At 38.4% G+C, this 23,688-nt stretch carries 20 protein-coding genes; 15 read left to right on the plus strand and 5 right to left on the minus strand.

The features are described from left to right. The first annotated feature begins 373 nt into the window (after window positions 1–373). Window positions 374–4,192 carry a CHAT domain-containing protein gene (locus UYK_RS0123315; protein WP_009456568.1) on the plus strand — a complete coding sequence of 1,273 codons (3,819 nt, stop codon included), beginning with the start codon at window positions 374–376 and terminating at the stop codon, window positions 4,190–4,192. A 321-nt stretch (window positions 4,193–4,513) separates the two neighbouring features. Here the strand turns inward: UYK_RS0123315 and UYK_RS0123320 are convergent, their stop codons facing one another. Further along, window positions 4,514–4,831 (minus strand): TIGR03792 family protein, encoded by a 318-nt coding sequence (locus tag UYK_RS0123320; RefSeq protein WP_009456567.1) that lies wholly within the window; start codon window positions 4,829–4,831, stop codon window positions 4,514–4,516. Window positions 4,832–5,158: 327 nt separating this feature from the next. On the opposite strand from UYK_RS0123320, the gene UYK_RS0123330 reads away from it, so the two are divergent. Beyond that, the gene (locus UYK_RS0123330) at window positions 5,159–5,482 is read left to right on the plus strand and encodes a phasin family protein (RefSeq protein ID WP_009456566.1); all 324 of its coding nucleotides are present in this window, start codon (window positions 5,159–5,161) and stop codon (window positions 5,480–5,482) included. Between the two features lie 149 nt (window positions 5,483–5,631). Further along, window positions 5,632–6,156 (plus strand): FKBP-type peptidyl-prolyl cis-trans isomerase, encoded by a 525-nt coding sequence (locus UYK_RS0123335; RefSeq protein ID WP_009456565.1) that lies wholly within the window; start codon window positions 5,632–5,634, stop codon window positions 6,154–6,156. A gap of 72 nt (window positions 6,157–6,228) precedes the next feature. On the opposite strand, the gene dnaB is transcribed toward UYK_RS0123335, so the two are convergent. Both dnaB and rplI read right to left on the minus strand, forming a co-directional pair. Then, window positions 6,229–7,581, minus strand: a complete 1,353-nt coding sequence (gene dnaB, locus UYK_RS0123340; RefSeq protein ID WP_016872253.1) for a replicative DNA helicase — start codon at window positions 7,579–7,581, stop codon at window positions 6,229–6,231. Between the two features lie 183 nt (window positions 7,582–7,764). Continuing rightward, window positions 7,765–8,223 carry a 50S ribosomal protein L9 gene (rplI, locus tag UYK_RS0123345; protein WP_009456550.1) on the minus strand — a complete coding sequence of 153 codons (459 nt, stop codon included), beginning with the start codon at window positions 8,221–8,223 and terminating at the stop codon, window positions 7,765–7,767. 98 nt (window positions 8,224–8,321) lie between these two features. Here rplI and UYK_RS26440 point away from each other — a divergent pair, with 98 nt between their 5' ends. Then, a complete protein-coding gene (locus UYK_RS26440; RefSeq protein WP_146003489.1) occupies window positions 8,322–8,537 on the plus strand; it encodes a hypothetical protein in 216 nt (71 codons plus the stop codon). A gap of 26 nt (window positions 8,538–8,563) precedes the next feature. Here the strand turns inward: UYK_RS26440 and gloB are convergent, their stop codons facing one another. Beyond that, window positions 8,564–9,337 (minus strand): hydroxyacylglutathione hydrolase, encoded by a 774-nt coding sequence (gene gloB, locus UYK_RS0123350; RefSeq protein WP_009456549.1) that lies wholly within the window; start codon window positions 9,335–9,337, stop codon window positions 8,564–8,566. A 401-nt stretch (window positions 9,338–9,738) separates the two neighbouring features. Between gloB and UYK_RS0123355 the strand changes: the two genes are divergently transcribed. From UYK_RS0123355 to UYK_RS0123390, 8 genes are all read left to right on the plus strand, one after another. Next, the gene (locus UYK_RS0123355) at window positions 9,739–9,966 is read left to right on the plus strand and encodes a hypothetical protein (protein WP_016872255.1); all 228 of its coding nucleotides are present in this window, start codon (window positions 9,739–9,741) and stop codon (window positions 9,964–9,966) included. Between the two features lie 150 nt (window positions 9,967–10,116). Continuing rightward, entirely contained in the window at window positions 10,117–10,959 is an 843-nt protein-coding gene (locus UYK_RS0123360) for a glycosyltransferase family protein (protein ID WP_009456547.1), read from the plus strand. Window positions 10,960–11,108: 149 nt separating this feature from the next. Continuing rightward, window positions 11,109–12,281, plus strand: coding sequence for a glycosyltransferase family 4 protein (locus UYK_RS0123365; protein ID WP_009456544.1), 1,173 nt, complete (start codon window positions 11,109–11,111; stop codon window positions 12,279–12,281). 200 nt (window positions 12,282–12,481) lie between these two features. Beyond that, window positions 12,482–14,698 (plus strand): ATP-binding cassette domain-containing protein, encoded by a 2,217-nt coding sequence (locus tag UYK_RS0123370; RefSeq protein WP_009456542.1) that lies wholly within the window; start codon window positions 12,482–12,484, stop codon window positions 14,696–14,698. 2 nt (window positions 14,699–14,700) lie between these two features. Then, window positions 14,701–15,915, plus strand: a complete 1,215-nt coding sequence (locus UYK_RS0123375) for a glycosyltransferase (RefSeq protein ID WP_009456540.1) — start codon at window positions 14,701–14,703, stop codon at window positions 15,913–15,915. 108 nt (window positions 15,916–16,023) lie between these two features. After that, window positions 16,024–16,974, plus strand: a complete 951-nt coding sequence (locus UYK_RS0123380; protein ID WP_009456538.1) for a glycosyltransferase family 10 domain-containing protein — start codon at window positions 16,024–16,026, stop codon at window positions 16,972–16,974. Between the two features lie 4 nt (window positions 16,975–16,978). Continuing rightward, window positions 16,979–17,989 carry an Npun_R2821/Npun_R2822 family protein gene (locus tag UYK_RS0123385; RefSeq protein ID WP_016872257.1) on the plus strand — a complete coding sequence of 337 codons (1,011 nt, stop codon included), beginning with the start codon at window positions 16,979–16,981 and terminating at the stop codon, window positions 17,987–17,989. 3 nt (window positions 17,990–17,992) lie between these two features. Beyond that, window positions 17,993–18,925: an Npun_R2821/Npun_R2822 family protein gene (locus UYK_RS0123390; protein ID WP_009456535.1), complete on the plus strand. Its 933-nt coding sequence runs from the start codon at window positions 17,993–17,995 to the stop codon at window positions 18,923–18,925. 249 nt (window positions 18,926–19,174) lie between these two features. On the opposite strand, the gene UYK_RS0123395 is transcribed toward UYK_RS0123390, so the two are convergent. Continuing rightward, window positions 19,175–20,329: a Gfo/Idh/MocA family protein gene (locus UYK_RS0123395; protein WP_009456534.1), complete on the minus strand. Its 1,155-nt coding sequence runs from the start codon at window positions 20,327–20,329 to the stop codon at window positions 19,175–19,177. A gap of 188 nt (window positions 20,330–20,517) precedes the next feature. Here UYK_RS0123395 and UYK_RS0123400 point away from each other — a divergent pair, with 188 nt between their 5' ends. The 3 genes from UYK_RS0123400 (at window position 20,518) to rsmG (ending at window position 23,650) form a co-directional block, all read left to right on the plus strand. After that, the gene (locus tag UYK_RS0123400; RefSeq protein WP_009456532.1) at window positions 20,518–21,699 is read left to right on the plus strand and encodes an aldo/keto reductase; all 1,182 of its coding nucleotides are present in this window, start codon (window positions 20,518–20,520) and stop codon (window positions 21,697–21,699) included. A gap of 69 nt (window positions 21,700–21,768) precedes the next feature. After that, window positions 21,769–22,530, plus strand: coding sequence for a superoxide dismutase (locus UYK_RS0123405; protein WP_009456531.1), 762 nt, complete (start codon window positions 21,769–21,771; stop codon window positions 22,528–22,530). A 364-nt stretch (window positions 22,531–22,894) separates the two neighbouring features. Then, window positions 22,895–23,650 (plus strand): 16S rRNA (guanine(527)-N(7))-methyltransferase RsmG, encoded by a 756-nt coding sequence (gene rsmG / locus UYK_RS0123410; protein ID WP_009456530.1) that lies wholly within the window; start codon window positions 22,895–22,897, stop codon window positions 23,648–23,650. The last annotated feature ends 38 nt before the right edge of the window (window positions 23,651–23,688 follow it).

Raw genomic sequence — 23,688 nt, forward strand, 5'->3', positions numbered from 1 at the left:
CTTATTCTAGTTAGCTAATCGCAACTTAAACTATCACTCCTGCACCCTTAGACCATTTCACCAAATTATTGATACAAATTCTCTGCCTTGTCTTCGAGTTCGCCAAGTGCATCAGATTTATGGTGAAACGGTATTACACTTCCACACCCATTTTCAAGAGAGAGTGTCAAATTATGTATACAAGGCACTTGACCATCACTGAGATAATCGCTATAAATTTTAGACCAGTGTCTTACTGTAGAATTAGTTAGATGTTTTGTGATAAATTTAGCATTTTTTTATGTAACAATATAACGAGTTTTTACGTAATTGATGAGTTTTTTTAAACATCGATCGCTAAAATCTATATGAAAAGCATCCAAGAGTCCCTGAAATGCTCAAGTGGCTAGTAGATTGGCTAAAAAGGTTATGGAAGTCCCCCTATGGCAGAAAGCAGACTGCTTATAGCAAGGCTGTAGCGGGGTATCAGGTGGAACAGCAGCTACCAGAACTGACGGACGCAGATCTGGAATTTTTGTTCACCCAACTGCTAGAAGGTGTGTATCAGGCGCGAGGACAGCACTGGGCGATCAAGTATCTGCAACGGATGGAAAATCGTATCAGTACAGATCGCTGGATAGAGTGGCTGTTAAACTTCGGTGAAAAATTACTATCTTCACCTGCACCCAATAATCACCTGGCAGAAAGGATGGTGCAATTAGGTGAATTGAGGATTGGAACAGTCGGAGACCTGGCCTACGATATTGGTATACGCCTGTTAACACGGAATTTAGGTGGAGAATATTGGCAAACTGATGTAGAAGATTTGGCAATAGACTTTGAAACCCTAGAGTCGAAACCTAACTCTATTCCTTTACCACAAGCAGAATTACCCGCAAATCTGCCGAATCAGCATGAGGAAAATACTATACCCACACCTGTATCGGCAACTCCAGGGATAGATTTGATACGCAATCTTGGGGAACTTTTATGGGAGTACCAAGAAGATGGTGTAGTAAGCAAAACACTCGATCATTTTGTTCCACCTTTAGATGTGGTAAAAGAGGATACTCCTTGGCAAGAATACGAAGAAGAAAGTTGGGTCAGAGAAAGTCTTGCAGCTACAGCATTAGAAGAAACTTGGCAAAACTCACCGCCAATTGTAGAAACTTCACTGGATGATCTATTGCTGAGGTTAGAGCAGAGTACTAATTTAGTACAACAATTAGCTGTGGGGTTGGGAATTCAAACCACCGATACCCATGCGATTATTGAAGCACTGAGCGATGAATCAAATGGCAATAGTGTCCAAGCAGAGGCATGGTTTTACGAAGGTCTACAACAGGCTAAAATAGGTGATTTGGCAGGAGCGTTGACATATTACAATAAGAGCGTAGAATTAAAACCCGATGCTTATGAATATTGGTTTAACCGGGGTTTAACGCTATTTTATTTAGGAAATTTCCCAGAAGCGATCGCCTCTTATGATCGGGCGATTGGAATTAAACCTGATTTTTATAAAGGCTGGTACAACAGAGGCGCAGCCCTGAGTGAGTTAGGAAATTTTACCGAAGCGATCGCCTCATTTGATGAAGCTTTAAAATTGAAACACGACTATCACGAAGCTTGGTCTGGACGAGGGCTAGTACAACTAAAGCTAGGACAGTTATCTGAAGCTATTGCTAGTTTTGACGCTTCATTACAACTACAACCCCACGATCCAGAAATCTGGTATTTTCGGGGGACTGCTTTAGCAGAAGCCGGGCAAAATCATGATGCGATCGCCTGTTACGCTCAAGCCCTTGAGTATCATCCCGAGTTTGATTTAGCGTGGTACAAGCGAGGGGTAGCATTATTTAACATCGGCGACTGGGAAGAAGCGATCGCCAATTATCATCAAGCAATTCAAATCAACCCTGAATGTTACCAAGCTTGGTATGGATTGGCTGGTGTCCAGGAAAAATTAGGTAACATCCAAGAAGCGATCGCCGCCTATGATCGATCTACACAAATTCAACCCAACTTCCACGAAGCTTGGATTGATCGAGGCGTCATCTTAGCCAGTTTAGGAAATTGGGAAGAAGCGATAGCCTCATGGGATAAAGCCATAGCAATTAACCCTAATTTTTATTTAACTTGGTTTAACCGGGGTGTAGCGTTGGACAATTTAGGACGCCGAGAAGAAGCGATCGCCTCTTACGACAAAGCCATAGAAATCGAAAGCGACTTTTATCTTGCTTGGTACAATCGGGGTGTAGCGCAATTTTATTTAGGGCAATATGAAGAAGCGATTATCTCCTATGATGGCAGTTTAAAAATTAAACCAGATTACTGGGAAGCTTGGCTAGGTCGGGGTAGCGCTGCTGGAAACGCAATTATGGTGGAATGGCGATCGCCTGTATTGAGTAGTATCGCAGCCGATAATCATGCTCTCAACGAACGTGGCTATGAAGGAAAATTGGCCAGTTATCAAGAGGGACTTAAATATCTTAGCCCAAACACCCATCCTGAAGGTTGGGGTAGATTACATTTAGCAATTGGTAATGCTCATTATGATCGAGGTAAAAGACATCCTGTACCCCGTCATTATTGGCTAGAAGCTGTTGCTGCTTATGAAAATGCACTGACTACCCTGACAGATCAAACCTTTCCTCTGTTGCATTTAGAGACTCTACAAAATCTCATTAAAACCTTGGTTGTTTTAGGAGAAACAAAACTAGCCCACCAATACCAAAAGCGTGCTACCGATTTATTGCAAAGTCTGTTAGAAGAACCGACTCGCAGCAACGAAGATAAAAAGCAACTGGCTTTGAAATTTGTGGGTTTATGGCAGTTGGCTGTTGATATAGCCATACAATTTGGAGAGTTAGCACAAGGTTGGGAAATTGCCGAATACGGCAAAAATGCTTGTTTCACTTGGCTATTTTCTGGTTGGCGTGAGCAAATTTTCTCACCCAGTTACAACGAAATTCACCAACTACTTAATCCCAAAACAGCAATAATTTACTGGCATATTAGCCCTTGTACATTACGCACTTTTGTTATTAAATACAAATCCCCTGAACCTATACCCATTTTTACACCAATACTTAATTTTGCCTCAATTGATGAGTTGCCTGTACCGGAAGCAGTTGCACGTTTAAGTGCATTTGAAGATTGGATAGAACAATGGCATCAAAAATATCAAGGATATTCTAGTCTCGGTGAAGAAGAACAAAGCCGAAGCAAGTATGCTTGGGACTCGGACATTGAACGCAAACTGCTACAACTCAAAAAAATTCTCAATATTTCTGCGATTGTGCAAGAACTTGAAGACATTAACCAATTGATTTTGATTCCCCACCGCGATTTGCACAAATTACCTCTTCATGCGCTTTTCTATCTCAACTGTGCGAGTGAGGAAGAATCCTTAAATGTATCTTCTCATTTCACAATTACCTACCTACCAAGTGTTCAGATGGGTTTATCTTTAAATTCCAAAGCTATAGAAAAAACAGATGAAAAGCTGCTGTTATATGTTGAACAAGCTACAGGTTCATCGAAACTCAAACTTGCTAAGGTAGAAGCTGAAGTAATAAGCCAAATATTTACTCATTCTCAATGCATTCAAGAAGCACGGGCTACTAAAGAGTTTGTCATCAATTCTCTACAAAAAGATTACAACATGTTTCACTTTTTGGGGCAGGTAATTCCTAATTATAGCCAGCCGTGTGCCTCAGAATTAGTATTAGCAAATCAAGAGAAAATCACTCTTGCAGAACTTGATATTCATCAACTGGCAAACTACAAACTAGTTACCTTGTGCAATATCAAAACTACAACAGCTTGTCCTCAAACTATAACTACTGAATGTAGTGACTTATTAAACTTTCTGCTGAGTCTAAAAATTCCTCATATTGTTAGTAATCTCTGGACTGTAGAATCACCAGCTAGTACTTTGGTAATGATAGAGTTTTACCAAAGAATCCAACAAAATATATCACCTGCTCTCGCTTTAGGTGAAGCCATATTATGGCTAAAGGAATTAACTGCTGCAGAACTGAGACAATGGTATGAAGATTTGTTAAAGCAAATGCCTTCAGAGGGATTAAGAATTAAAACCCATTTAGCATCAGAACTGTATAGAACTAGTCAAATGGCGGCAGATACAAAAGTTTATAGTCATCCCTATTATTGGGCAGGATTCAAAATTACAGGCAATTTCCATATTTGAGATTGGTTAAAGATAAAAATTTTTGGGAAAGCGAACACCGATACACACAGATGCACACAGATGAATTATCTGTGTGCATCTGTGTTCATCTGTGTTCGTCATTCATTGATTTTTTATTGTGGTTTGAATTCCTGATCGACAGTTCAATCATATATTTTGATCAGATGCGATCGCATTTTGACGACGTTGATAAAAAAGTCAAAGAAAGTAGATCCCCGACTTCTTAGAGAAGTCGAGGATCTTATCCCTTAAAATTGCTCTTAAATATTTTTTGAATTGGTATTAGAAGATTTATGATGCTTCTTAACAGAGGGGTGATCCTCAAACCTCACTCTTTCTAGGAAATTTCCGTACCTGGTACTCACAAAACTCTACGATCTCAGACTGAAATCCTAATTCTTGATTAAACTTTTGGTCTATAGCATCTACTTCAGCTTGGGGAATGGCTTTCCATTCCTCCCTTGTCGCCCACTGCACTACTAAAATAATCTCTCCAGTGTCATTAGGATTAATCCAAACTTCTTTACCGAGGAAACCAGGATAACGAGCAAGTGCTGCTGTCCAAATTTCGGCGTCCTTTTGGATGTATTGTTCCCGATGTTCAGGTGGTACTTTCACCCGCAGCAGTTCGATAATCACTCCTTTTAATCCCCGTGTAGGTTTGTCACAATAGAGCTATAGTCTAGATTGAGGGGACACCCCGATTAAATTTTGGGGAATTCGCCCATGTTTTGGTAGCGGGGTTGTCCCGGTAATGGCTAATAGGTAATGGGTAATGGGTAAAACTTGTTTGCAATCTTCCCAATTACCAATTACTGGGTGATGTGCTGTTTGAACCATTCACTTTTAAAAGTAAGGCTTTCACATCACCCGACCTTGATAATTATCCTTGCGGCATTGGTTTCTGGCTAGATGCAAAAGTAAGGTTATTGTTTCTGGTGAGATAAAAATTAATAGGGATTAGGTATGGACAGCAACAACTGGATGCAGCAGCTATTAATACTTGGTATTGGTACAACATCCTTGGTAGCAGAGAAAATGAAACAAGTGAGTGATCAGTTAGTCAAAGATGGCAAACTCGATCCTGAGCAAGCTAAAGCAGTAATGGATGATATGGTAAACCAGTTAAAGTCTGAGCAGGGCAACTGGGAAGCAAATATGCAACGACAAATGCGGAATATGATGCAAGACTTAGGCGTTGCACGCCAGTCAGAAGTAGATGAATTGCGGGGTAGAATTGACCGATTAGAGCGTCAAGTACGAGATTTAGAAAATAAGCTCTGGCGCTAATAGCTAATGGTTAATTGTGCTATTAACAATTTTGTAATCCAAAATCTAAAATCTAATATTCTATTTAGGGGCGCTTTCTGATTTACACTGAATTTTATCCTACTAGTTATGCTAAATTTTAAAACCAGCTTAAGTAGGGAGGGTTAATTTTGAAAGCGATTTTACTCAGCGTGGGTTTCATGCTGATTTGTGTTGTGGTTTTGGTGGTAGCTCAAATTGGCAGTGGTAAGCAAGAGTCTGCGATCGCTGCCCAAGTCACAGACAGTACACCAGCACCCACTACTGTTATTGAAAACAATACTCTGATTGCGAGCGCTCCTATGTCTGATGCTAATGTTGTTACCACGCCTTCTGGGTTAAAGTACGTAGATTTAGAAGAGGGGACTGGGGCGACTCCTGAACCAGGGCAAACGGTTACAGTTCACTACACTGGTACACTCGAAAACGGTAAGAAGTTTGATAGTTCACGCGATCGCAATCAACCATTCAAGTTTAAGATTGGCCAGGGACAAGTGATCAAAGGTTGGGATGAAGGACTTAGTACTATGAAAGTCGGCGGACGGCGTAAGTTAATCATCCCTTCAGAATTAGGTTATGGTGCTCGTGGTGCTGGCGGTGTCATTCCTCCCAACGCCACCCTGATTTTTGATGTGGAGTTGTTAAAAGTTAGTTGATAGTTGATCTTTGATGGTTGGTTGTTGGTTGTTGATTTTTTCAAACAACAAACAACAATCAACTACTAACTATTAATAATTTGGTCTAGCTAAATTTTTAAACTTTGTAAATTGCGGATCAAATAAAAGTTTAATAGTTCCAGTAGGGCCATTTCTATGTTTGGCAATATTAACTTCTGCAATACCTCGATCAGGAGTGTCGGGATTATAGTATTCATCCCTGTACAACATGATTACTAAATCCGCGTCTTGTTCAATCGAGCCGCTTTCTCTCAAATCAGACATCATGGGACGCTTATTTGTACGTGCTTCCACTCCTCGACTCAACTGAGATAAGGCAATTACTGGTACAGATAATTCACGAGCCAAACTTTTAATACTACGAGTAATTCTAGACAATTCTTGTACGCGGTTGTCCCCTGCTCCTTCCATTAATTGCAAGTAATCTATAATAATTAATCCTAGTTCTGAACCTAATTCGGCTTGCAAACGTCGTGCCTGAGAACGCATTTCTGTAACTGTAATATTCGGCGTATCATCAATAAAAATTGGCATCTCTGAAAGTAAGCCGATCGCACGACTGAGAGGTTCCCATTGGGCTTGACTGATGCGTCCACTCCGCAAATAACTAGATTCTATTTCTGCTTCACTAGCTATTAATCGCTGTACCAGTTGTTCTTTAGACATTTCTAAGCTAAAAATCGCAACTGGTAGTTTATATAAAGCGGCGACGTTATAACCAAGGTTCAAGCAGAATGCGGTTTTCCCCATTGACGGTCTGCCAGCAACAATGATTAAATCTGAACGCTGAAAACCGCTAGTCATGGCATCTAAATCATAAAATCCACAGGGAATACCTGGTAAAGCTACACCTTGATGGCGAGTTTCTATTTCTTGAAAAGCATTAACCAGGCTATCAGAAATGTGGACTAAACCAGACTGAGGACGTTCTTGAGTAACGGCGAAGATTTTTTGTTCTGCTTGATCGAGAATTTGAGGTAATTCGCTTTCCGTTTGATAACCCAATTGCACAATTTCATTACCAGCTTTAATTAACTGACGCCGCATATATTTTTCCATTACCAATGAGGCTAAGGCGTCGATATTAATCGCTGAAACTGTGCGGTCTACAAGCGTTGCTAATTTATTTCTACCCCCAACACGGTTTAGTAAGTCGTTGTCAGCCAACCAACTTGTGAGTGAGAGCAAATCTGTAGGTTTACCTTGATTGTGGAGTACAATTGCCGCTTGGTAGATATCTTTATGAGCGCTAATATAAAATGCTTCTGGAACTAGGCGATCGCTTACCCTACCAATCGCTTCTGGATCGAGCAAAATCCCCCCTAATATCGCTTCTTCCACCTCAATATTTTGCGGAGGTAGACGATCATTGCCTATTCCTTGAAAATTTAGTTCTTCAGACATAGACATATAAAATTTTAGATATTAGATTAATTGTGACTACATTCCCTTATAGTCCAAAATTTCTTTTACATGTTAAATGTACAAAGACGTTGCATTGCAACGTCTTCACACCACAAATACATGAGAACAGATGTGTTGTGCAATTATCAGTTATCACTACTCGCTGATAACTGATCACTGATTCTAGCTGGCTACAACTTCAATGTTGACTTTTGCAGTTACTTCACTGTGGAGCTTAATTTCTGCTTCATAAGTACCCAACCTGCTAATATCAGGTATGGTAATACCACGCCGATCTATTTCCAGTCCGGTGGTTTGTTGGATGATATCGGCTACATCTTGACTGGTGACAGTACCAAAAATAGCTTCTTTTTCACCAACTTGTTTAGCAATGCTGAAGCTACCTGCTTTTTCCAGCGTTGCTTTTTGCTCTTGTGCTTGTTGCTTGAGTTCTAATTGTCGTTGGCGTTCTACTTCTCGACGGCGTTCTACTTGCTTGAGAATACCAGGAGTGGCAAAGGTTGCCAAACTTTTGGGGAGTAAATAATTGCGAGCATAGCCAGGAGCTACTTCTACTAAGTCGCCGGATTTACCCAATTTGCTGACATCCTGAGTTAAAACTAACTGTATACGTTTTGCCATTGTTTTTCTTTTTTCTGTTGTTGCCTTTAAAATCTCAATCTCTTGGGGTTTCAGCAAGATAGTTCACAATATAGTGTAGCTTTTTCCCCAACAAGCTTTTGCTTATAGCCAATAAGCCTACAGATCCTAGCGAAATGCAGGGTGCGATCGCAACCCATAACTGCGAAAAAGTCCAACTCGCTTGCACACGGATGGATTATCGGTGTGAATCGGTGTTTATCGGTGGTCGAGTTTTTTCAGATTGTGGGGAAGCTGGAAGAATAAGTAATGACGAACACAGATGCACACGGATGCACACGGATGGATACAGATAGAATGACAAATGGCAAATAACAAATAACTAAAATCTATCTTTCATGACTCGCAGACGTGCAAAGGTTTGTATCGGGTCGCGACTGTTAACTGCTAATTGTAATGCTGGCTGTTCCCATCGTAAAAAGGGATTTGTGCGTTTTTCAATTCCTAGCAGGGAAGGAACTGTTGCTTGTCCTTTGCTGCGAGAGGTTTTTACTTGTTCGTAACGAGTTTGTAGATCGGGGTTGTCAGGATCTACGGTGAGAGCAAATTGCAGATTTTTTAAAGTGTATTCGTGGGCGCACCACACTCGCGTAGAATCTGGTAGAGAACGTAGTTTACTCAGGGAGTCTACCATCTGTGTGGGCGTACCTTCAAATAAGCGACCGCATCCACCTGCAAACAGGGTATCGCCGCAGAACAATTCCCCTGTGTCGTCTGGGTGCTGAGGAGGAAAGTAGTAGGCGATATGTGCGCGGGTATGTCCGGGTACAAAGATTACTTCCCCAACTCTATCTCCAAACTGAAGGCGATCGCCTGGTTGCAAAAATATCTGTTGTCCTGGAATTCTACCCCGGTCTTCGGCTCCGCCATATACTTTCAGTTGTGGAAATCTTTGTATCAATTCTTTGTTGCCACCGACGTGATCAGAATGATGATGTGTATTAAAAATTGCTACGAGTTCTGCCTGTAATTCGTAAAGTTTTGTTAAAGCTGGTTTTGCCTCGGCAGGATCGACAACGGCAGCGATATTTTGTTGGCGATCGTGTAAAAGAAAAATGTAATTGTCTGAAAGTGCCTCTAAACGGATTACTTGCATTAACTGTGCCTCCTTCACAAATAGATACTCAACATTGACCAGCAATCCTATGCTTAGCAAAAGCTTGAGGTGATCGGCACAAGATTTACATTTTCCTGATTATAGCTTGAAGACTTCTTAAAAATAAAAGCTGACAACCGTATTTTTACGGTCATTAGTTTTTTAACTAGAAACCAGGTATAAATTTATCAGTAAAATTTCTCTGGGTAGAAAAGCAAATACGAAGTTAGATTTATTTTGGTTGTTTTGCAAGTTCAAAACACAAAAAGTTTTAGATAAAGCAAAATAAATATTTGTTTTATCTATCTAGCACCATAGTTTTCTATGTTGGTAATCTCTCTATTTAATTAGTTAAAAATAGAGCGAGTATTGACATGAAACGTTGTATCCATCAGGGAAAAATGATTAATTACAACTCTGCCTACAAAACTCTTAACAATAAATCTGAATTGGCTGTTGAGGCAATTGTAAATCGGATTATTGCATCAGGAGAAATGAGTCGTCTAGATCATGCATTACTCACATCTACTGTACTGAATAATGGTGAAATAAATGAAGGAGAACGTCGTCAAATTAATCGTATTTTTGACCGTATACAAACAGGACGATTAAAACTAGTTAACTGGTAAATTGCACTGATATTTATTTTGGCATTATAAAATAATTAAGAGCCAAAAATTAACTAATATACAGGGCAATATTTGTACGAATATATTGCTTTTGTGCATAAAAATTAAGTGCAAATTTTTAGCCCTCAATAAATATTATCGGGAAAAATAATGTCAAAAGAAACAAGAGGATTTATTACTATTTTAACAGGATTATACTCATTTCAAGATTGCATTCATTTTTTAGCTGCTATCAGAAAGTTTCATCAAGAACCAATAATTATTCTTATAGACCGTGTTCCGAAAGCTTTATATCCATTACTCACAGCTTTTAAAAATGTCATTTTAAAACCAGCACCTGCTAATGAAAATACTGTTTTAGCATCGCGTTTAGCAAAAGTTGCTTTATATTCATTTTCGGAATTTGATAAAACTATTTTTCTAGATTCGGATATTTGCTTACTAACTGATATCAATGACGTATTTGATTATCTAGATGAATTTGATTTGTTATTAACAGAAGATGTACAACCTGTTATTAGCAAAGCTACAAATTTACTGCGAGGTAATCAGCAAGAAAATTTACCAAAAGTTTTGCAAATCTTACAATCCGTAGGTCTGCCACTACAAGAAAATAGTATTCAATACAATAGTGGCTTGATAGCTTTTCGTAAAAATGAGAAAATCAAAAGCTTTTTTAATGAATTTCAAAAGTATTTTGAAATTATTCAAAGCAATCAAGATAAGTTGTTATTAAGAGATCAAGGAGCTTTTGCAGCTGCGATTGAAACTGTACGTCCCAATTTGAAAGTTTTGCCACCCGCCTATAACTATTTAAGTAAATGGAAAGATCGCTACGAAATTGAAGAAGAAATTAAGGTTCTTCATTGTACTTATGCTTATAGACCTCAATATGCAAAAAATATTACTAGGTCATTATACACAAGGGTGTTTGATAAGTTTGCTCAAGTTTTTATGCCTAATCAAGTTACTAATCCTTGGCGGGAAAAATGAATATATTTACATTGGTTCTGGATTTAATCTGTGTGAAAATTGTGTATATTTTATCGAACACAGATGAACATAGATGGACGCAGATGTATTATTTATGTGATGCTTATTCAAAAACAATTAATCGGTTGCTATAAGATGTGCTATTTATTATGAAGCATAAAGATAAATTAAAAATATCAATACTAGTTTGGAATCTGTCAACTAATGATGGTTATATTCGAGCATCATTATTACAAAAATCATTAATGCAGTTGGGGTATGAGGTAGAAATTTTAGGTTTTTTATTTGGAAAGGAATTATATGCAGCCATTCCTCCTAATACCCAATTACAGGCTATAAATGGTGCTAATTATCCAAAATTTTTTAAATCAATTGGTGAATTAATAAAACGTATTGATGGAGATATTATTTACGCAATTAAGCCCCAACCAGCTAGTTATGGTGTTGCACTTTTAAAAAAACTCTATACTCGACGACCAGTAATTCTAGATATTGATGATTGGGAAATGAGTTGGCACGGTGGCGATAATTGGCAATATCGTCCGACGCTCAGACAATTTGCAAGGGATTTATTGAAACCAAATGGTGCTTTAAGATCACCTTATCATCCTTTGTATTTGAAATGGATGGAAGCTTTGATTAATCAGGCTGATGCTGTAACTGTACATAATCAATTTTTGCAGCAACGATTTGGAGGTACGTTTGTTCCTAATGGAAAAGATACCTCTTTATTTGATCCATCCCGATATGACAGCAATGCTAGTAGAAATCGTTATGGTTTATCAGGATATAAAATTTTGATGTTTCCTGGTGCGCCAAGACCTTATAAAGGTCTAGAAGATATTCTCATGGCACTAGAAAAAATCAATCAGCCTGACTTAAAACTTGTCATTGTCGGTGGTAGTCCTTACGATGATTACGATCGCCAACTTCAACAGCAATGGGGACGTTGGATAGTTAAATTAACAAAGTTTTCCGCAGATGTAATGCCAGATGTGATAGCTGCTGCTGATATTGTGGTTGTTCCCCAACGAGATACTCCAGAAACTCGCGCTCAATTCCCTCTGAAATTAACAGATGGAATGGCAATGGCTAAACCAGTATTATCAACAAAAGTAGGGGATATTCCTGATATTTTAGGGGGAACAGGTTATTTAGCTGCGCCTAGTTCTCCCGAAGAAATTGCCGAGCAAATTCAATTGATATTTCAAGATTTAGATGCAGCAAATGAACGTGGAAAAAGAGCTAGACAAAGGTGTATAGAAAAATATAGTTTAGAGGCAATGGCATCTAGCTTAAAATCGGTAATTGCTCGGTTGTAGTTACTTATAGCAGACATTTTAAAATTTGATGAGATGTGGAATTATTCCATTCAAAATCTACAATTTATTAGGGTGCAACCGTATAAATACGGAACAGCAACATCATAATTATTTATTTTGATTAATTTTACTTTTTAGCTGTTTCAAAAAATCAATCACGAATCATGTTAAGAATGAGTATATTTTAATTTAAGTCCCCAATGTCTACTCGTAAACTACTACTCAGATTTGCTAAACCCTATCCAGGTCTGATTTTCCTAACAATAATATTAGGATTTTCTGGAGCTTTGTTTAACGGGGTAGGTACGGCTTTAATTGTGCCTGTAATTTTAAAAATTGTGGGACAAGAAGTAGACTTTAGCAGCGCTCCTCCCATTCTCAAAGCGATTACTTATCCGTTTGATAACATGTCAGAAAATAATCGCTTGTGGCTAATGGCTGGAGTAATCATACTAATAATTTTTTTAAAAAATTTAGCTAGTTACGCTAGTTCATTGACATCTAGCTATTTATCACGTCGCTTGACTTCTGATATGCGAGAAGCAGGTGTACAGTTATTACTAGAAATAGACATAGATTATTACGCCAAGATGAAAGTTGGTGATTTAATCAATCGGCTTGGTGGAGAGATTGGTCGTGCTGCTACTACAATTAGCAATATAGTGAAATTAATAATTCTAGGAATTACTGTCTTAGTTTTTGTCGCTTTACTAATCTCGATTTCTTGGCAATTAACTATTGCTGCTACGGTTTTGTTGTCTTTTGTGACGTTGATTAATCAGTATGTAATTGCTCGTTCTCGAACTTTTGGTAAACTACTGAGTGAAATGTCAAAAGCATATTCAATTGCGATTCTAGAAATTCTCAGTGGTATTAGATTAGTTAAAGCAACAGGTAATGAGCAAAGGGAATATCAACGCATTAAAGAATTTATTCGAGAGCGCGAAAAAGCTGACTTTCGCTCTCAAATGAATTCCGAAGCGATCGCACCGATTAGTGAGGTGATGGGAGTTGTTGCTCTCTTGTTAATAGTGATTTTAAGTCGCACATTTTTTCAAAAAGAAATTGCTTCACTCTCAACTGTTTTACTCACTTATTTATTAATCTTACTGCGATTACTACCACTCATTTCTCAATTAAATACTCTCCGCAATAGCTTTGCCAATGCAACCAGCAGCGTAGAAATAACTGCTGATTTTCTCCGCCGGGATGATAAGCCTTTCATGAAAAATGGTAGTATTACTTATAAAAAATTAAGTAAAAGTATTAAATTTAACCATGTCTCTTTTGCCTATCCTAGTCATGAAAAAATGGTACTCAAGGACGTAGATTTATATCTACCGCGTGGCACAACTTTAGCTTTGGTGGGTAGTTCTGGAGCCGGAAAATCAACTATAGCAGACCTTTTACCAAGATTTTATGACCCGATTTCCGGTTCTATTACCATTGATGGCATTGATATACGGGAATTTGAAATTACATCTCTACGCAAAGGGATGGCAATTGTTAGTCAAGACACCTTTTTGTTTAATGATTCGGTGCGAAACAATATTGCTTATGGACGTACTGACGCCACCGATGATGAAATTATTACTGCTGCTAAGCAAGCTAATGCTTACGAGTTTATCAGTAAATTACCCCAGGGATTTGATACATTAATTGGCGATCGCGGTGTGATGTTATCAGGAGGACAAAAACAGCGTCTGGCGATCGCACGAGCCTTATTACAAAATCCCGAAATACTCATTTTAGATGAAGCTACCAGCGCCTTAGATACAGTTTCCGAACGCTTAGTACAAGAAGCGATAGATGATTTAAGTCGCGATCGTACTACCTTGATAATTGCACACCGCTTGTCTACCGTGCAGAAAGCTGATCAAATCGCCGTCTTAGATCAAGGACGAGTAGTAGAGGTGGGAACTCATGAAGAACTTTTACAAAAAAACGGTCATTACTACCGCCTGTACTCAATGCAGTTTGGCGAACAACAAGAATCTACCAGCAAACACCAAGAAGGTTTAATTCGCATCTCCCACGAAATTCGCACACGCCTCAATTCAATGATTGGGTTTCTGCTGTTATTAGTTGACAACTTAGCGGACAACCCGCAAGAAAGACAGGAATTAATTGCAGATGCTTATAAATCTGCTTTGAAAATTCTCAACATTATTGATGTGATTGACGATATGGTTAGCCTAGAAATAAAATGGCAAACCCAAGATGCAAATACCCAATATCCAAACTTAGTTAATATTGCCAAAGAGTTTCATACAGATACCGATCAAATAGTTAATTATTTGCGTTTGCTAGACAATAATTCTCAGCGAGAAAATGAATTTATTGAGAAAGCGCTGCAATCTGCCATATGTTTTCTGAATAATTTAGAAAATTTTGAAAATATAATTAAAGTTAAATAATTATGCAAAGTTCTCTTATTCAAAAGTATTACATCTTTTTTTTAGTAGATGAAATTCCCAAACCAGGAGCAAGTTTAGTTCAATCTACCAACGCAGCTAATGGAGCAGCTAATTTAGGCTATCCAACTGTTTTAGCTTATCCCTCTAAAGGATTATCTGCACTAAATCCTTTAAATTTAATTCGTCCTTTTCGACCCAGAAAAGTATCAGCAGAACTGATTAAGTACTATAATCTACAAGAAAAACTCAAAATAGCACCTTTGCCAATGCCTTGGCCTGTAGACCATATCAAAGGAAAATTAACTAATTCTAATACCATCGCTACAAAATATTATTTCCCATTTCATATTCTTTCCCAAACTAAACTTGTTCACGCTTGGAACTGGAATTTTATCAAAGCTGCCATCAAACATGGCATCCCAGTTATTTACGAACACCATCATCACGAAGATAAAAAATTTGAGCCAGAAATCGTGAATCATCCCTTATTTCAATTAGCTGTCACAGTAGCCGATACCATTCGAGATGACATGATTGCCAAAGGAATGCCACCAAAAAAAGTGATTAAATTACATAATGGCTATAACCGTTTTTTTATGGAAAGACAACCAGAAAAAGCTGCTCTATGGCGACAAAAGCTACTCAAAAATGGGCGAAAACAACTAGTAGTTTATTCAGGAGCATTAAGAAAATTTAAAGGCATTGATATTTTAATCGATGTTGCTAAAAAATTAACAAATATTGAATTTGTCTGTGCCGGAGGTGATGAAAAAGAAGTTGCTTATTATCAGCAAATAGCACAACAAAAACAGGTAGATAACATTAGCTTTTTAGGCTATATTCTGCACGAAGATTTAGCATCCTTACTGCAAGCAGCTGATGTTTTAGCTCATCCCCATTGTTCTGGTCCTGCTGCAACTTTCACCTCTCCCATGAAGCTGTTTGATTATTTAGCCTCTGGTAATCCAATTGTGGCGACAGAAATTCCTTCACTAATGGAGTTTAAAAATACTAACGCGATCGCTGCTTGGTGTGAACCAGATAATCCGCATAAATTTGCCGCAGCATTAAAGCAGGTACTAGAAACATATCCTCGCAAAGAACAAGGATACCCAGAAATTATCGAGTTTGTCAAACAATTTTCCTGGGAAAATCGTGCTACCAAAATCCTTAGTTACATTGATGAATCTCTACATCCTGAATTAGTTAATCACTAACTCTTACCTCTGCCTTCTCTGGGTCTGGTGCGGTTCAATAAATAAATTTTAAACCGCAGATAAACAGAGAACACAGAGAGAAAATATTTATTAATCTACTAACTAATTATGAAAACAATTGGCATGATTAGCAGCTATCGCGCACTAGAAAAACAAGGCGATTGGCTATGGCAACAAACACCCCATCCATTTGGCGTTTGGGGAAATATACAAATGCAAGCGCTAGCAACTCAACCAGATTTTTTATTAATGTATCAGTTTAATTTTCCCAAAACTCCCCAAAAAAAATCCTGGTTGGACAGATTTCGTAGACAGAAAAAATCAGAAGTCAAAATCGAAAATTTTCTACGCGGAATTCCTAAGGAAAGAATAATTTATTTACTACGTGAACCGCCTTTAGATGAAGTTGTAGAAAAACACAAATTAGCTTACAAAGAAGCTCAAAAGTATTGCGGTTATGTATCAGGTCCTGATGATTTTGCTCCAACTCCTGATTATATGCCTGCTATTTGGTATCATGCCAATTCTTTTCGAGATTTGCATGAAATGCCACCACCAGAAAAGACATCTACTTGCAGTTGGATTACTTCTGGAATTAACCGTACTGCTAACCATCGCCAACGTTTAGACTTTTTAAAGTCTTTACAATCAAGTGGAATTAAAGTAGATTTCTACGGACGAGATTTACCTAGCTGGACCAAATCATCAGGCGAGTTAGGTAATAAATGGTATGGTATGGCTCCGTACTATTACAATCTGGCAATTGAGAATTATAGCGGCAATAATTGGTATGTCAGTGAAAAATTATGGGATGCACTTTTAGCGTGGTGTTTACCAATTTATTACGGTGGATCAGCTGCCGATAAATTATTACCATCCGGTAGTTTTTTACGCTTACCTAGCTTAGATGAAAAAGGTATTGCTTATATTCAAGAAATCACTGCAACTCCTGATGCTTGGTATGAAGCCAAAGATGCTATTGCTGAGGCTCGTCAAATTATTTTACATGAATTAAATTTGCTCAATTGGCTATCGAATTTTGTGAAACAACAAGGCTAAAAAAATGAAAAATGGAATTTATACTTTAGCTAATGATTTAGTTTATAACCAATTGGTGGCATTACTTAACAGCATAGAAGTTAATGCTGGTGCAGGTGTGCCTGTATGTGTGATTGCTTATAATGATCAAGTAGATAAAGTGCGTCGCGAAGTTGCATCGCGAAAGAATGTTACTCTGCTAGAAGATCCTGATATTTTTGCTCGCTGGGAAGAATTTTCTTTGCAAGTATGGCAATCTCATCCAACTGCTATCCAAACTTGGCAAGAACGAGGGATTAAAAAGTTTTACAGAGTGGGAGAAAATCGGCGTTACTGTGCATTTGATTCAGATAGCATATTTGAAAAGTTTATCTATTTAGATGCTGACACGTTGGTAATGCAGCCTCTAGATTTTATTTTTGAGCAGTTGGATCATCATGATTTTGTTGTCTATGACTTTCAGTATAAAGACCCTGCTCATATCTACAACTTAAAATCTCCCAAACTTTTAGAGATATTTAGTCAACAGCAGATTAACTCAGAAATTTTCTGTTCTGGTTTTTACGCTTCTAGGCGAGGGATATTTCCCCCAGAACAAAGAGATTGGTTGCTGACTAAATTAAATGAAGGGGAATCAGATGTTTTATATATGGCTGCTCCTAATCAATCTGTTCTCAACTATATGAGAATGAGAGCAAATATCTCATTTTATAACTTTTCGCTCAATTTACCTGCAAGTAAAGCTACTGGCTGTTGTGTAACTTCTCCACAATTTGAGAATCGCAATAATGTTCTCTATGATCAGGGCAATAGATTAACTTATTTGCATTATATTGGTTTATCTTCCAAACTTTTTAATAGAGTTTGTGATGGTGAAAATATTGATTTTCCCTATCGTGATATTTTCTTACACTATCGCTATTTGCATGAGCCAGAACAGCGACCCCAGTTTGCTACTAAAGCCAGAGCTTACAACGCACCACCAAGTTTAAGAACAAGAGTTTTGAGAAAGTTAGGTTTAAAACTTGAGGTGTAATTTATGACTCGGGGAATTTATATTATTGCCAATGATAAAGTCACTGATCATGCGATCGCACTCCTCAACAGTATTAGATTATATGACCAAGAAACACCAATTATCATGATTCCTTATGATGACAATTATCACAATATCGCTAACACTCTCAGCAAACATTACCAAGTTGGAATCTACGAAGATTTAGATTTTATTGACCGACTTTCTCAGAAATTGCATGAAACCTTTGGGGGAAAATTTTTCGCTCGCCCTAATCAATTCCGTAAGCAGGCTTGTTGGTTTGGCCCCTTTGATGAATTTTTGTACATTGATACAGATATTGTTGTCTTTGAAAAAATTATTGATAATCTCAACTATCTTAATCAAGTAGACTTTATTTGTTGCGATTATCAACACTTAGGCGGTATTCAGAATGTCTTTACACCTAAAGTTTTAACAGAAAAAGTATTTACTGAAAATGAACTAAAAGACATTTTTAATGGTGGTTTCTGGGGCGCTAAAAAAAACCTCATTTCCCAACAGGATTTATACGACACTTTTGCCGAATGTGCTGCTCATCCAGAGTATTTTGATTTCTCTCAAAAAACTTCTGATCAACCAATCATTAACTACATGCTCCTCAAGCGGATTTCTCGCCGTTTTAACATTGTCCGCCGCGAGGAAAAAGCACCAGGCAATTGGGCAGGAACTCCCAATTTTAACATTAAGGAACATGTACTATTTGATCCGACAGTCAATCAACCACTACAATATCTACATTGGGCAGGTATTCGCATCCAACCTGGTTGTCCTTATTGGGAAATTTGGCAATATTACCGCAACTTAAATCCAGCTTTACCAGCAGCAGAGATACCTGCACCTGTTAAGAAAAATCAATGGCAAAGTAAATTGGATAATTTGAAAAGTCGATTGCGCCAACTCAGGGCTAGTTTGTGACTCAAAATAGGTATTATAGGTGGCAGAAAAATTGATTTTTGTTGAAATCGAACACCGATGAACACCGATGCACACCGATAATCCATCTGTGTTTATCTGTTTGTATTGGTATTGGATAATTATTATTCTTCCGACTTCGTGACAATTTGCAAAAAGTCGAACACCGATGAACACCGATGCACACCGATAATCCATCTGTGTTTATCTGTTTGTATCGGTGTTCGATACAATAAAAATACATTTTGTAAACTACCAAACTCCTAAAAACTCTTCCAAACTAGGCACATCAACCCAGCTTGATTTCATATTTGATTCATGGGATAAATCCATCAGTAACTGAGAATAAACACCTTCTCGCAAAGATGGAGCTATTTCTTCTCCTTGATCAATTCCTCGTACCCATTGATCGACAACTCTCAGAAATGCAGAAATTCGACCATCAGCATAATTTTTGGGAAATATTAATCTATTAGGAATTTCGATTTCCGTTAATTGTTTACCAGGCTGAGAAGCCCAAACACGAAAACCGTGAATGTAGTCTTTTTGATTCTCGCTACCTAAAACTAGAGTACCGCGATCGCCATACACTTCCAACCAATGAGTACGCGGTGCATGTACAACCGCACTGATAGAAACTTGGCAAGGTGTCCCATTTGCCAATTCCAGCATCAACATGCAGGTGTCATCGCTATTGACTGGCTTGAATTCGCCTGTGTTGGTGTCTGGACGTTGGGGTATAGCAGTAGTCAAATGGGCGCTTAATCTGCGTACAGGACCAAATAGCCAGTTAATATAATCAAACGTATGGGAACCCAAAGAACCTAACGCACCACCACCTTTATCTTTTTGTGAATACCAGTTCCAAGGACGAGAAGCATCAGCACGGGAGGAACCCAACCAATCAATTCTAATTAAGCGTTTGTTACCAACATAGCCTTGTGATAAAAGTTCCGAGAATAATTGCCAACCGGGTACAAATCGGAATTCAAAATCTACAGTGGCAATCACGCCTTTTGATTTTGCCAAAAAATAAAGTTCTTTAGCTTCGTCTACGTTTAAAGTTACAGGTTTTTCAAGCAATAAATGTTTCCCGGCTTGCAAAACTTCCTTAGCCATTTCGTAGTGGAGAAACGGCGGTGTCGCGATGCTAACTGCTTGGACTTCCTTTAAAGAAACAATATCTGTGATCGCATCACAAGCGTAAGGGATATTCTGTGATTGGGCGATCGCTTGGGCTTTTTCTATGTTGCGGTGATAAACAGCAACCACTGGGGTACGAGGATGTGCTTGAAATCCAGGAATATGGACTTTTTGACCGAACCCTGTACCAACAACTGCAACACCAATGGGTTGCTGATTTGCTGGACTGGGGTCAAAAGGTGTAACTTGGGGTGTGGACGACATATGTTTATTTAAGTAACTTCATTTGATAGCTTGCTTGGAAATTAAGTCCAAGTTTCATAGTTCAAGTCCGTTAAAACAGACTGAAATTTATATCCCATAAGCATTAGCTTACTTTGTCTCAAATATATACTGGTATTTGTCTCAAACAACAAACAACCAAATTGAGTTTATTCACACCCATACCTTTCATGCTATACAGAAGATTTGGCCGTACAGAATTACAAATGCCTGTGTTTTCTTGTGGAGGTATGCGATACCAATATAAATGGCAAGATGTACCACAGTGGCAGATTCCAGGTGATAATCAGGCAAATTTGGAAGCGACAATTCAACGGGCAATAGAATTAGGCATTAATCATATCGAAACTGCCCGTGGTTATGGTACTTCTGAAATGCAATTGGGGAGGATTTTACCTAAACTTAAGCGTGAAAAATTGATTGTTCAGACTAAAGTCAGTCCTCAGGCAGATGCAAAATTATTTTTAAAGGAATTTGAAAAATCATTAAAATATCTGCGTTTAGACTATATTGATTTACTAGGAATTCATGGTATCAACAATGCTGAATTATTAAACTACACTATCCGAGCGGATGGTTGTTTAGAAGTTGCAAAAAAGCTAAAAGCCCAAGGTAAAGTTAGGTTTATTGGCTTTTCTACCCATGCTCCTACAGATATTATTATTCAGACAATTAACACTAATCAATTTGATTATGTTAATTTGCACTGGTATTACATTAATCAAGTTAATTGGTCTGCGATTGAGGCTGCTACTCACCATGACATGGGTGTATTTATTATTAGCCCATCTGATAAGGGAGGGAAGTTATACGATCCACCGCAAAAGTTAGTCGAACTTTGCGCCCCTTTGAGTCCGATGGTATTTAACGATTTATTTTGTTTGAGTCATCCCCAAGTACATACTCTCAGTTTAGGCGCAGCAAAACCAACAGACTTTGATGAACACCTAAAAACTTTAGATTTGCTGGGTAACGCCTCAGAAATTTTGCCGCCTATTTTGGCACGATTAGAGAAAGAAGCGATGACAATTTTAGGAGAAGATTGGGTCAAAACCTGGCATGTCAATTTGCCCACCTACGAACAAACTCCTGGACAGGTGAATATTCCAATAATTTTGTGGCTGTGGAATTTAGCGATCGCCTACGATATGGTAGACTACGCCAAAATGCGCTACAACCTGCTTGGCAATGGTAGTCACTGGTTCCCTGGTAACAAAGTAGACCAAATAGACAAACTAGATTTGCACCAGTGTCTCAAACGCAGTCCCCATGCAGATAAAATTCCTCGCATCCTTACACAAGCACACCAACTCCTACAAGGAGAAGCAGTACAGCGATTATCACGGAGTTAATGTGACAAAATCTACGAAAATAATAACTGCAAACTAATTTCACTAAATTTATTTACTTCAGTCACCCTTATGATTTTTCAACGTCGACACTTTTTGGTTCTACTTGGTGCAGGTGTAGGTGCTTTTGCTTTAGATGCTTGTGCTTCCGCCAATACACCCACTCCCAGCCCTCCTGCTACTCCTATTCCTACTCCTACTCCTACTCCCCCAGGTAGTTCAGGAGCAATTCAACTACCACCTTTACCTTATGATTACAATGCCCTAGAACCACACATTGATGAAGCTACAATGCGCTTCCATCATGACAAACACCATGCAACTTATGTCAAAAATCTGAATGCTGCATTGGATAAATATCCAGTTCTCAAAAACAAAAATGTAGAAGATTTACTGCGTAATCTCAACAGCGTCCCTGAAGATATTCGCACAACGGTACGCAATAATGGTGGTGGTCATATTAACCACTCGATGTTTTGGCTGATTATGAAACCAGATGGTGGTGGTGAACCAACTGGAGCGATCGCTAACGCTATCCAAGACAATTTTGGCAGTTTTGCAAATTTCAAAAAGCAGTTTAACGATGCTGGGAGTAAACTTTTTGGTAGTGGTTGGGTTTGGCTTGTGCGTAACCCAGATGGCAAGCTTGAGGTTGTCACTACACCCAATCAGGACACTCCCCTGAGTGAAGGCAAATATCCAATAATCGGTAATGATGTATGGGAACATGCTTATTACCTCAAATACCAAAACCGCCGCGCCGATTATTTAGACGCTTGGTGGAATGTGCTGAACTGGGATGAAATAAACAAACGATTCGCAGCAGCAACTTAAGCAATTATTAGTTTGTAGGCGCTATAAATTTAATTTTTATTTGCGACGCTTTCACGTTTGTGGTGAATGGGTTCTCGTTCATAAATAACGTCAAGACGTTAGTCATAAATGTCTTAATGTTCCTTATGAATGGGTTCTCGTTCATAAACAACGTCAAGACGTTAGTCACAAATGTCTTAATTTTCTATATGAAATCGTTATGTTACTACGCATTATCGTAAATTTTCTTAAAAATAAAACTTGCAAAGCATAGTTTTCTTAGTGTCTTAGTGTCTTAGTGGTGAAAAAATAAATCTTAAATTTAACCACCAAAACACCAAGACACCAAGCCGAATCGTAAAAAAGTTAAGGTGAGAGTGAAACTGTGAACGACTCAACCACGCCTTCTTTACCAGAATTGCCAGAGATATGGCAGCAAACTCTCAATTGGCAACCGACCACTAAACAGCAAGTACAATTGCAGAGGTTGTATGAATTAATTTTAGAAGGTAATCAAAAGCTTAATTTAACTAGGATCACTGACCCCCAGGAATTTTGGGAAAAACATCTGTGGGATTCTCTGCGGGGAGTTGCACTCTTATTAAGAGTTGGGGAGAAAGATTTCGCTTCACCACCCCACCACTTCATTGATATTGGTACAGGTGCGGGTTTTCCTGGTATTCCTGTAGCGATCGCACTGCCTGATTGTACTGTCACACTTGTGGATTCTACTCGCAAAAAAATAGCTTTTCTGGAACAGATCTTACCTGAGTTAGCACTGGAGAATGTTAAAACGTTAACTGGCAGAGCAGAGGAAATTGGTCAGCAGTCACAGTACCGCCAAAACTACGATGTCGCCATGATTCGCGCTGTTAGTAATGCATCAGTTTGTGCGGAATATACTTTGCCATTACTCAAACAAGGTGGTTTAGCCATTATTTACCGGGGTAATTGGACAGAAGAGGAAACTACAGCTTTAACAGATGCTGTGAAACTGCTTGGTGGTGAAATAGAAGCAATTGAACAATTTACCACTCCTTTGAGTAAAAGTCTTCGTCATTGTTTGTACTTGCGGAAGATTGCAACTACACCAGCTAAATTTCCCCGTGCTGTCGGTATACCGACACACAAACCTCTTTAATTTGCAATTGTCATTAGTCATTTGTTAATTGACTAATG

This window comes from Fischerella thermalis PCC 7521 (genome assembly GCF_000317225.1).
GTDB lineage: Bacteria > Cyanobacteriota > Cyanobacteriia > Cyanobacteriales > Nostocaceae > Fischerella > Fischerella thermalis.

Coding starts and splice junctions, on each gene's coding strand:
- UYK_RS0123315 (WP_009456568.1), top strand. CDS start 374: ATGCTCAAGTGGCTAGTAGATTGGCTAAAAAGGTTATGGAAGTCCCCC.
- UYK_RS0123370 (WP_009456542.1), top strand. CDS start 12,482: ATGTCTACTCGTAAACTACTACTCAGATTTGCTAAACCCTATCCAGGT.
- rplI (WP_009456550.1), bottom strand. CDS start 8,223: ATGGCAAAACGTATACAGTTAGTTTTAACTCAGGATGTCAGCAAATTG.
- UYK_RS0123375 (WP_009456540.1), top strand. CDS start 14,701: ATGCAAAGTTCTCTTATTCAAAAGTATTACATCTTTTTTTTAGTAGAT.
- UYK_RS0123365 (WP_009456544.1), top strand. CDS start 11,109: ATGAAGCATAAAGATAAATTAAAAATATCAATACTAGTTTGGAATCTG.
- UYK_RS0123360 (WP_009456547.1), top strand. CDS start 10,117: ATGTCAAAAGAAACAAGAGGATTTATTACTATTTTAACAGGATTATAC.
- UYK_RS0123355 (WP_016872255.1), top strand. CDS start 9,739: ATGATTAATTACAACTCTGCCTACAAAACTCTTAACAATAAATCTGAA.
- gloB (WP_009456549.1), bottom strand. CDS start 9,337: ATGCAAGTAATCCGTTTAGAGGCACTTTCAGACAATTACATTTTTCTT.
- dnaB (WP_016872253.1), bottom strand. CDS start 7,581: ATGTCTGAAGAACTAAATTTTCAAGGAATAGGCAATGATCGTCTACCT.
- UYK_RS0123390 (WP_009456535.1), top strand. CDS start 17,993: ATGACTCGGGGAATTTATATTATTGCCAATGATAAAGTCACTGATCAT.
- UYK_RS0123330 (WP_009456566.1), top strand. CDS start 5,159: ATGGACAGCAACAACTGGATGCAGCAGCTATTAATACTTGGTATTGGT.
- UYK_RS0123405 (WP_009456531.1), top strand. CDS start 21,769: ATGATTTTTCAACGTCGACACTTTTTGGTTCTACTTGGTGCAGGTGTA.
- UYK_RS0123385 (WP_016872257.1), top strand. CDS start 16,979: ATGAAAAATGGAATTTATACTTTAGCTAATGATTTAGTTTATAACCAA.
- UYK_RS0123380 (WP_009456538.1), top strand. CDS start 16,024: ATGAAAACAATTGGCATGATTAGCAGCTATCGCGCACTAGAAAAACAA.
- UYK_RS0123400 (WP_009456532.1), top strand. CDS start 20,518: ATGCTATACAGAAGATTTGGCCGTACAGAATTACAAATGCCTGTGTTT.
- UYK_RS0123395 (WP_009456534.1), bottom strand. CDS start 20,329: ATGTCGTCCACACCCCAAGTTACACCTTTTGACCCCAGTCCAGCAAAT.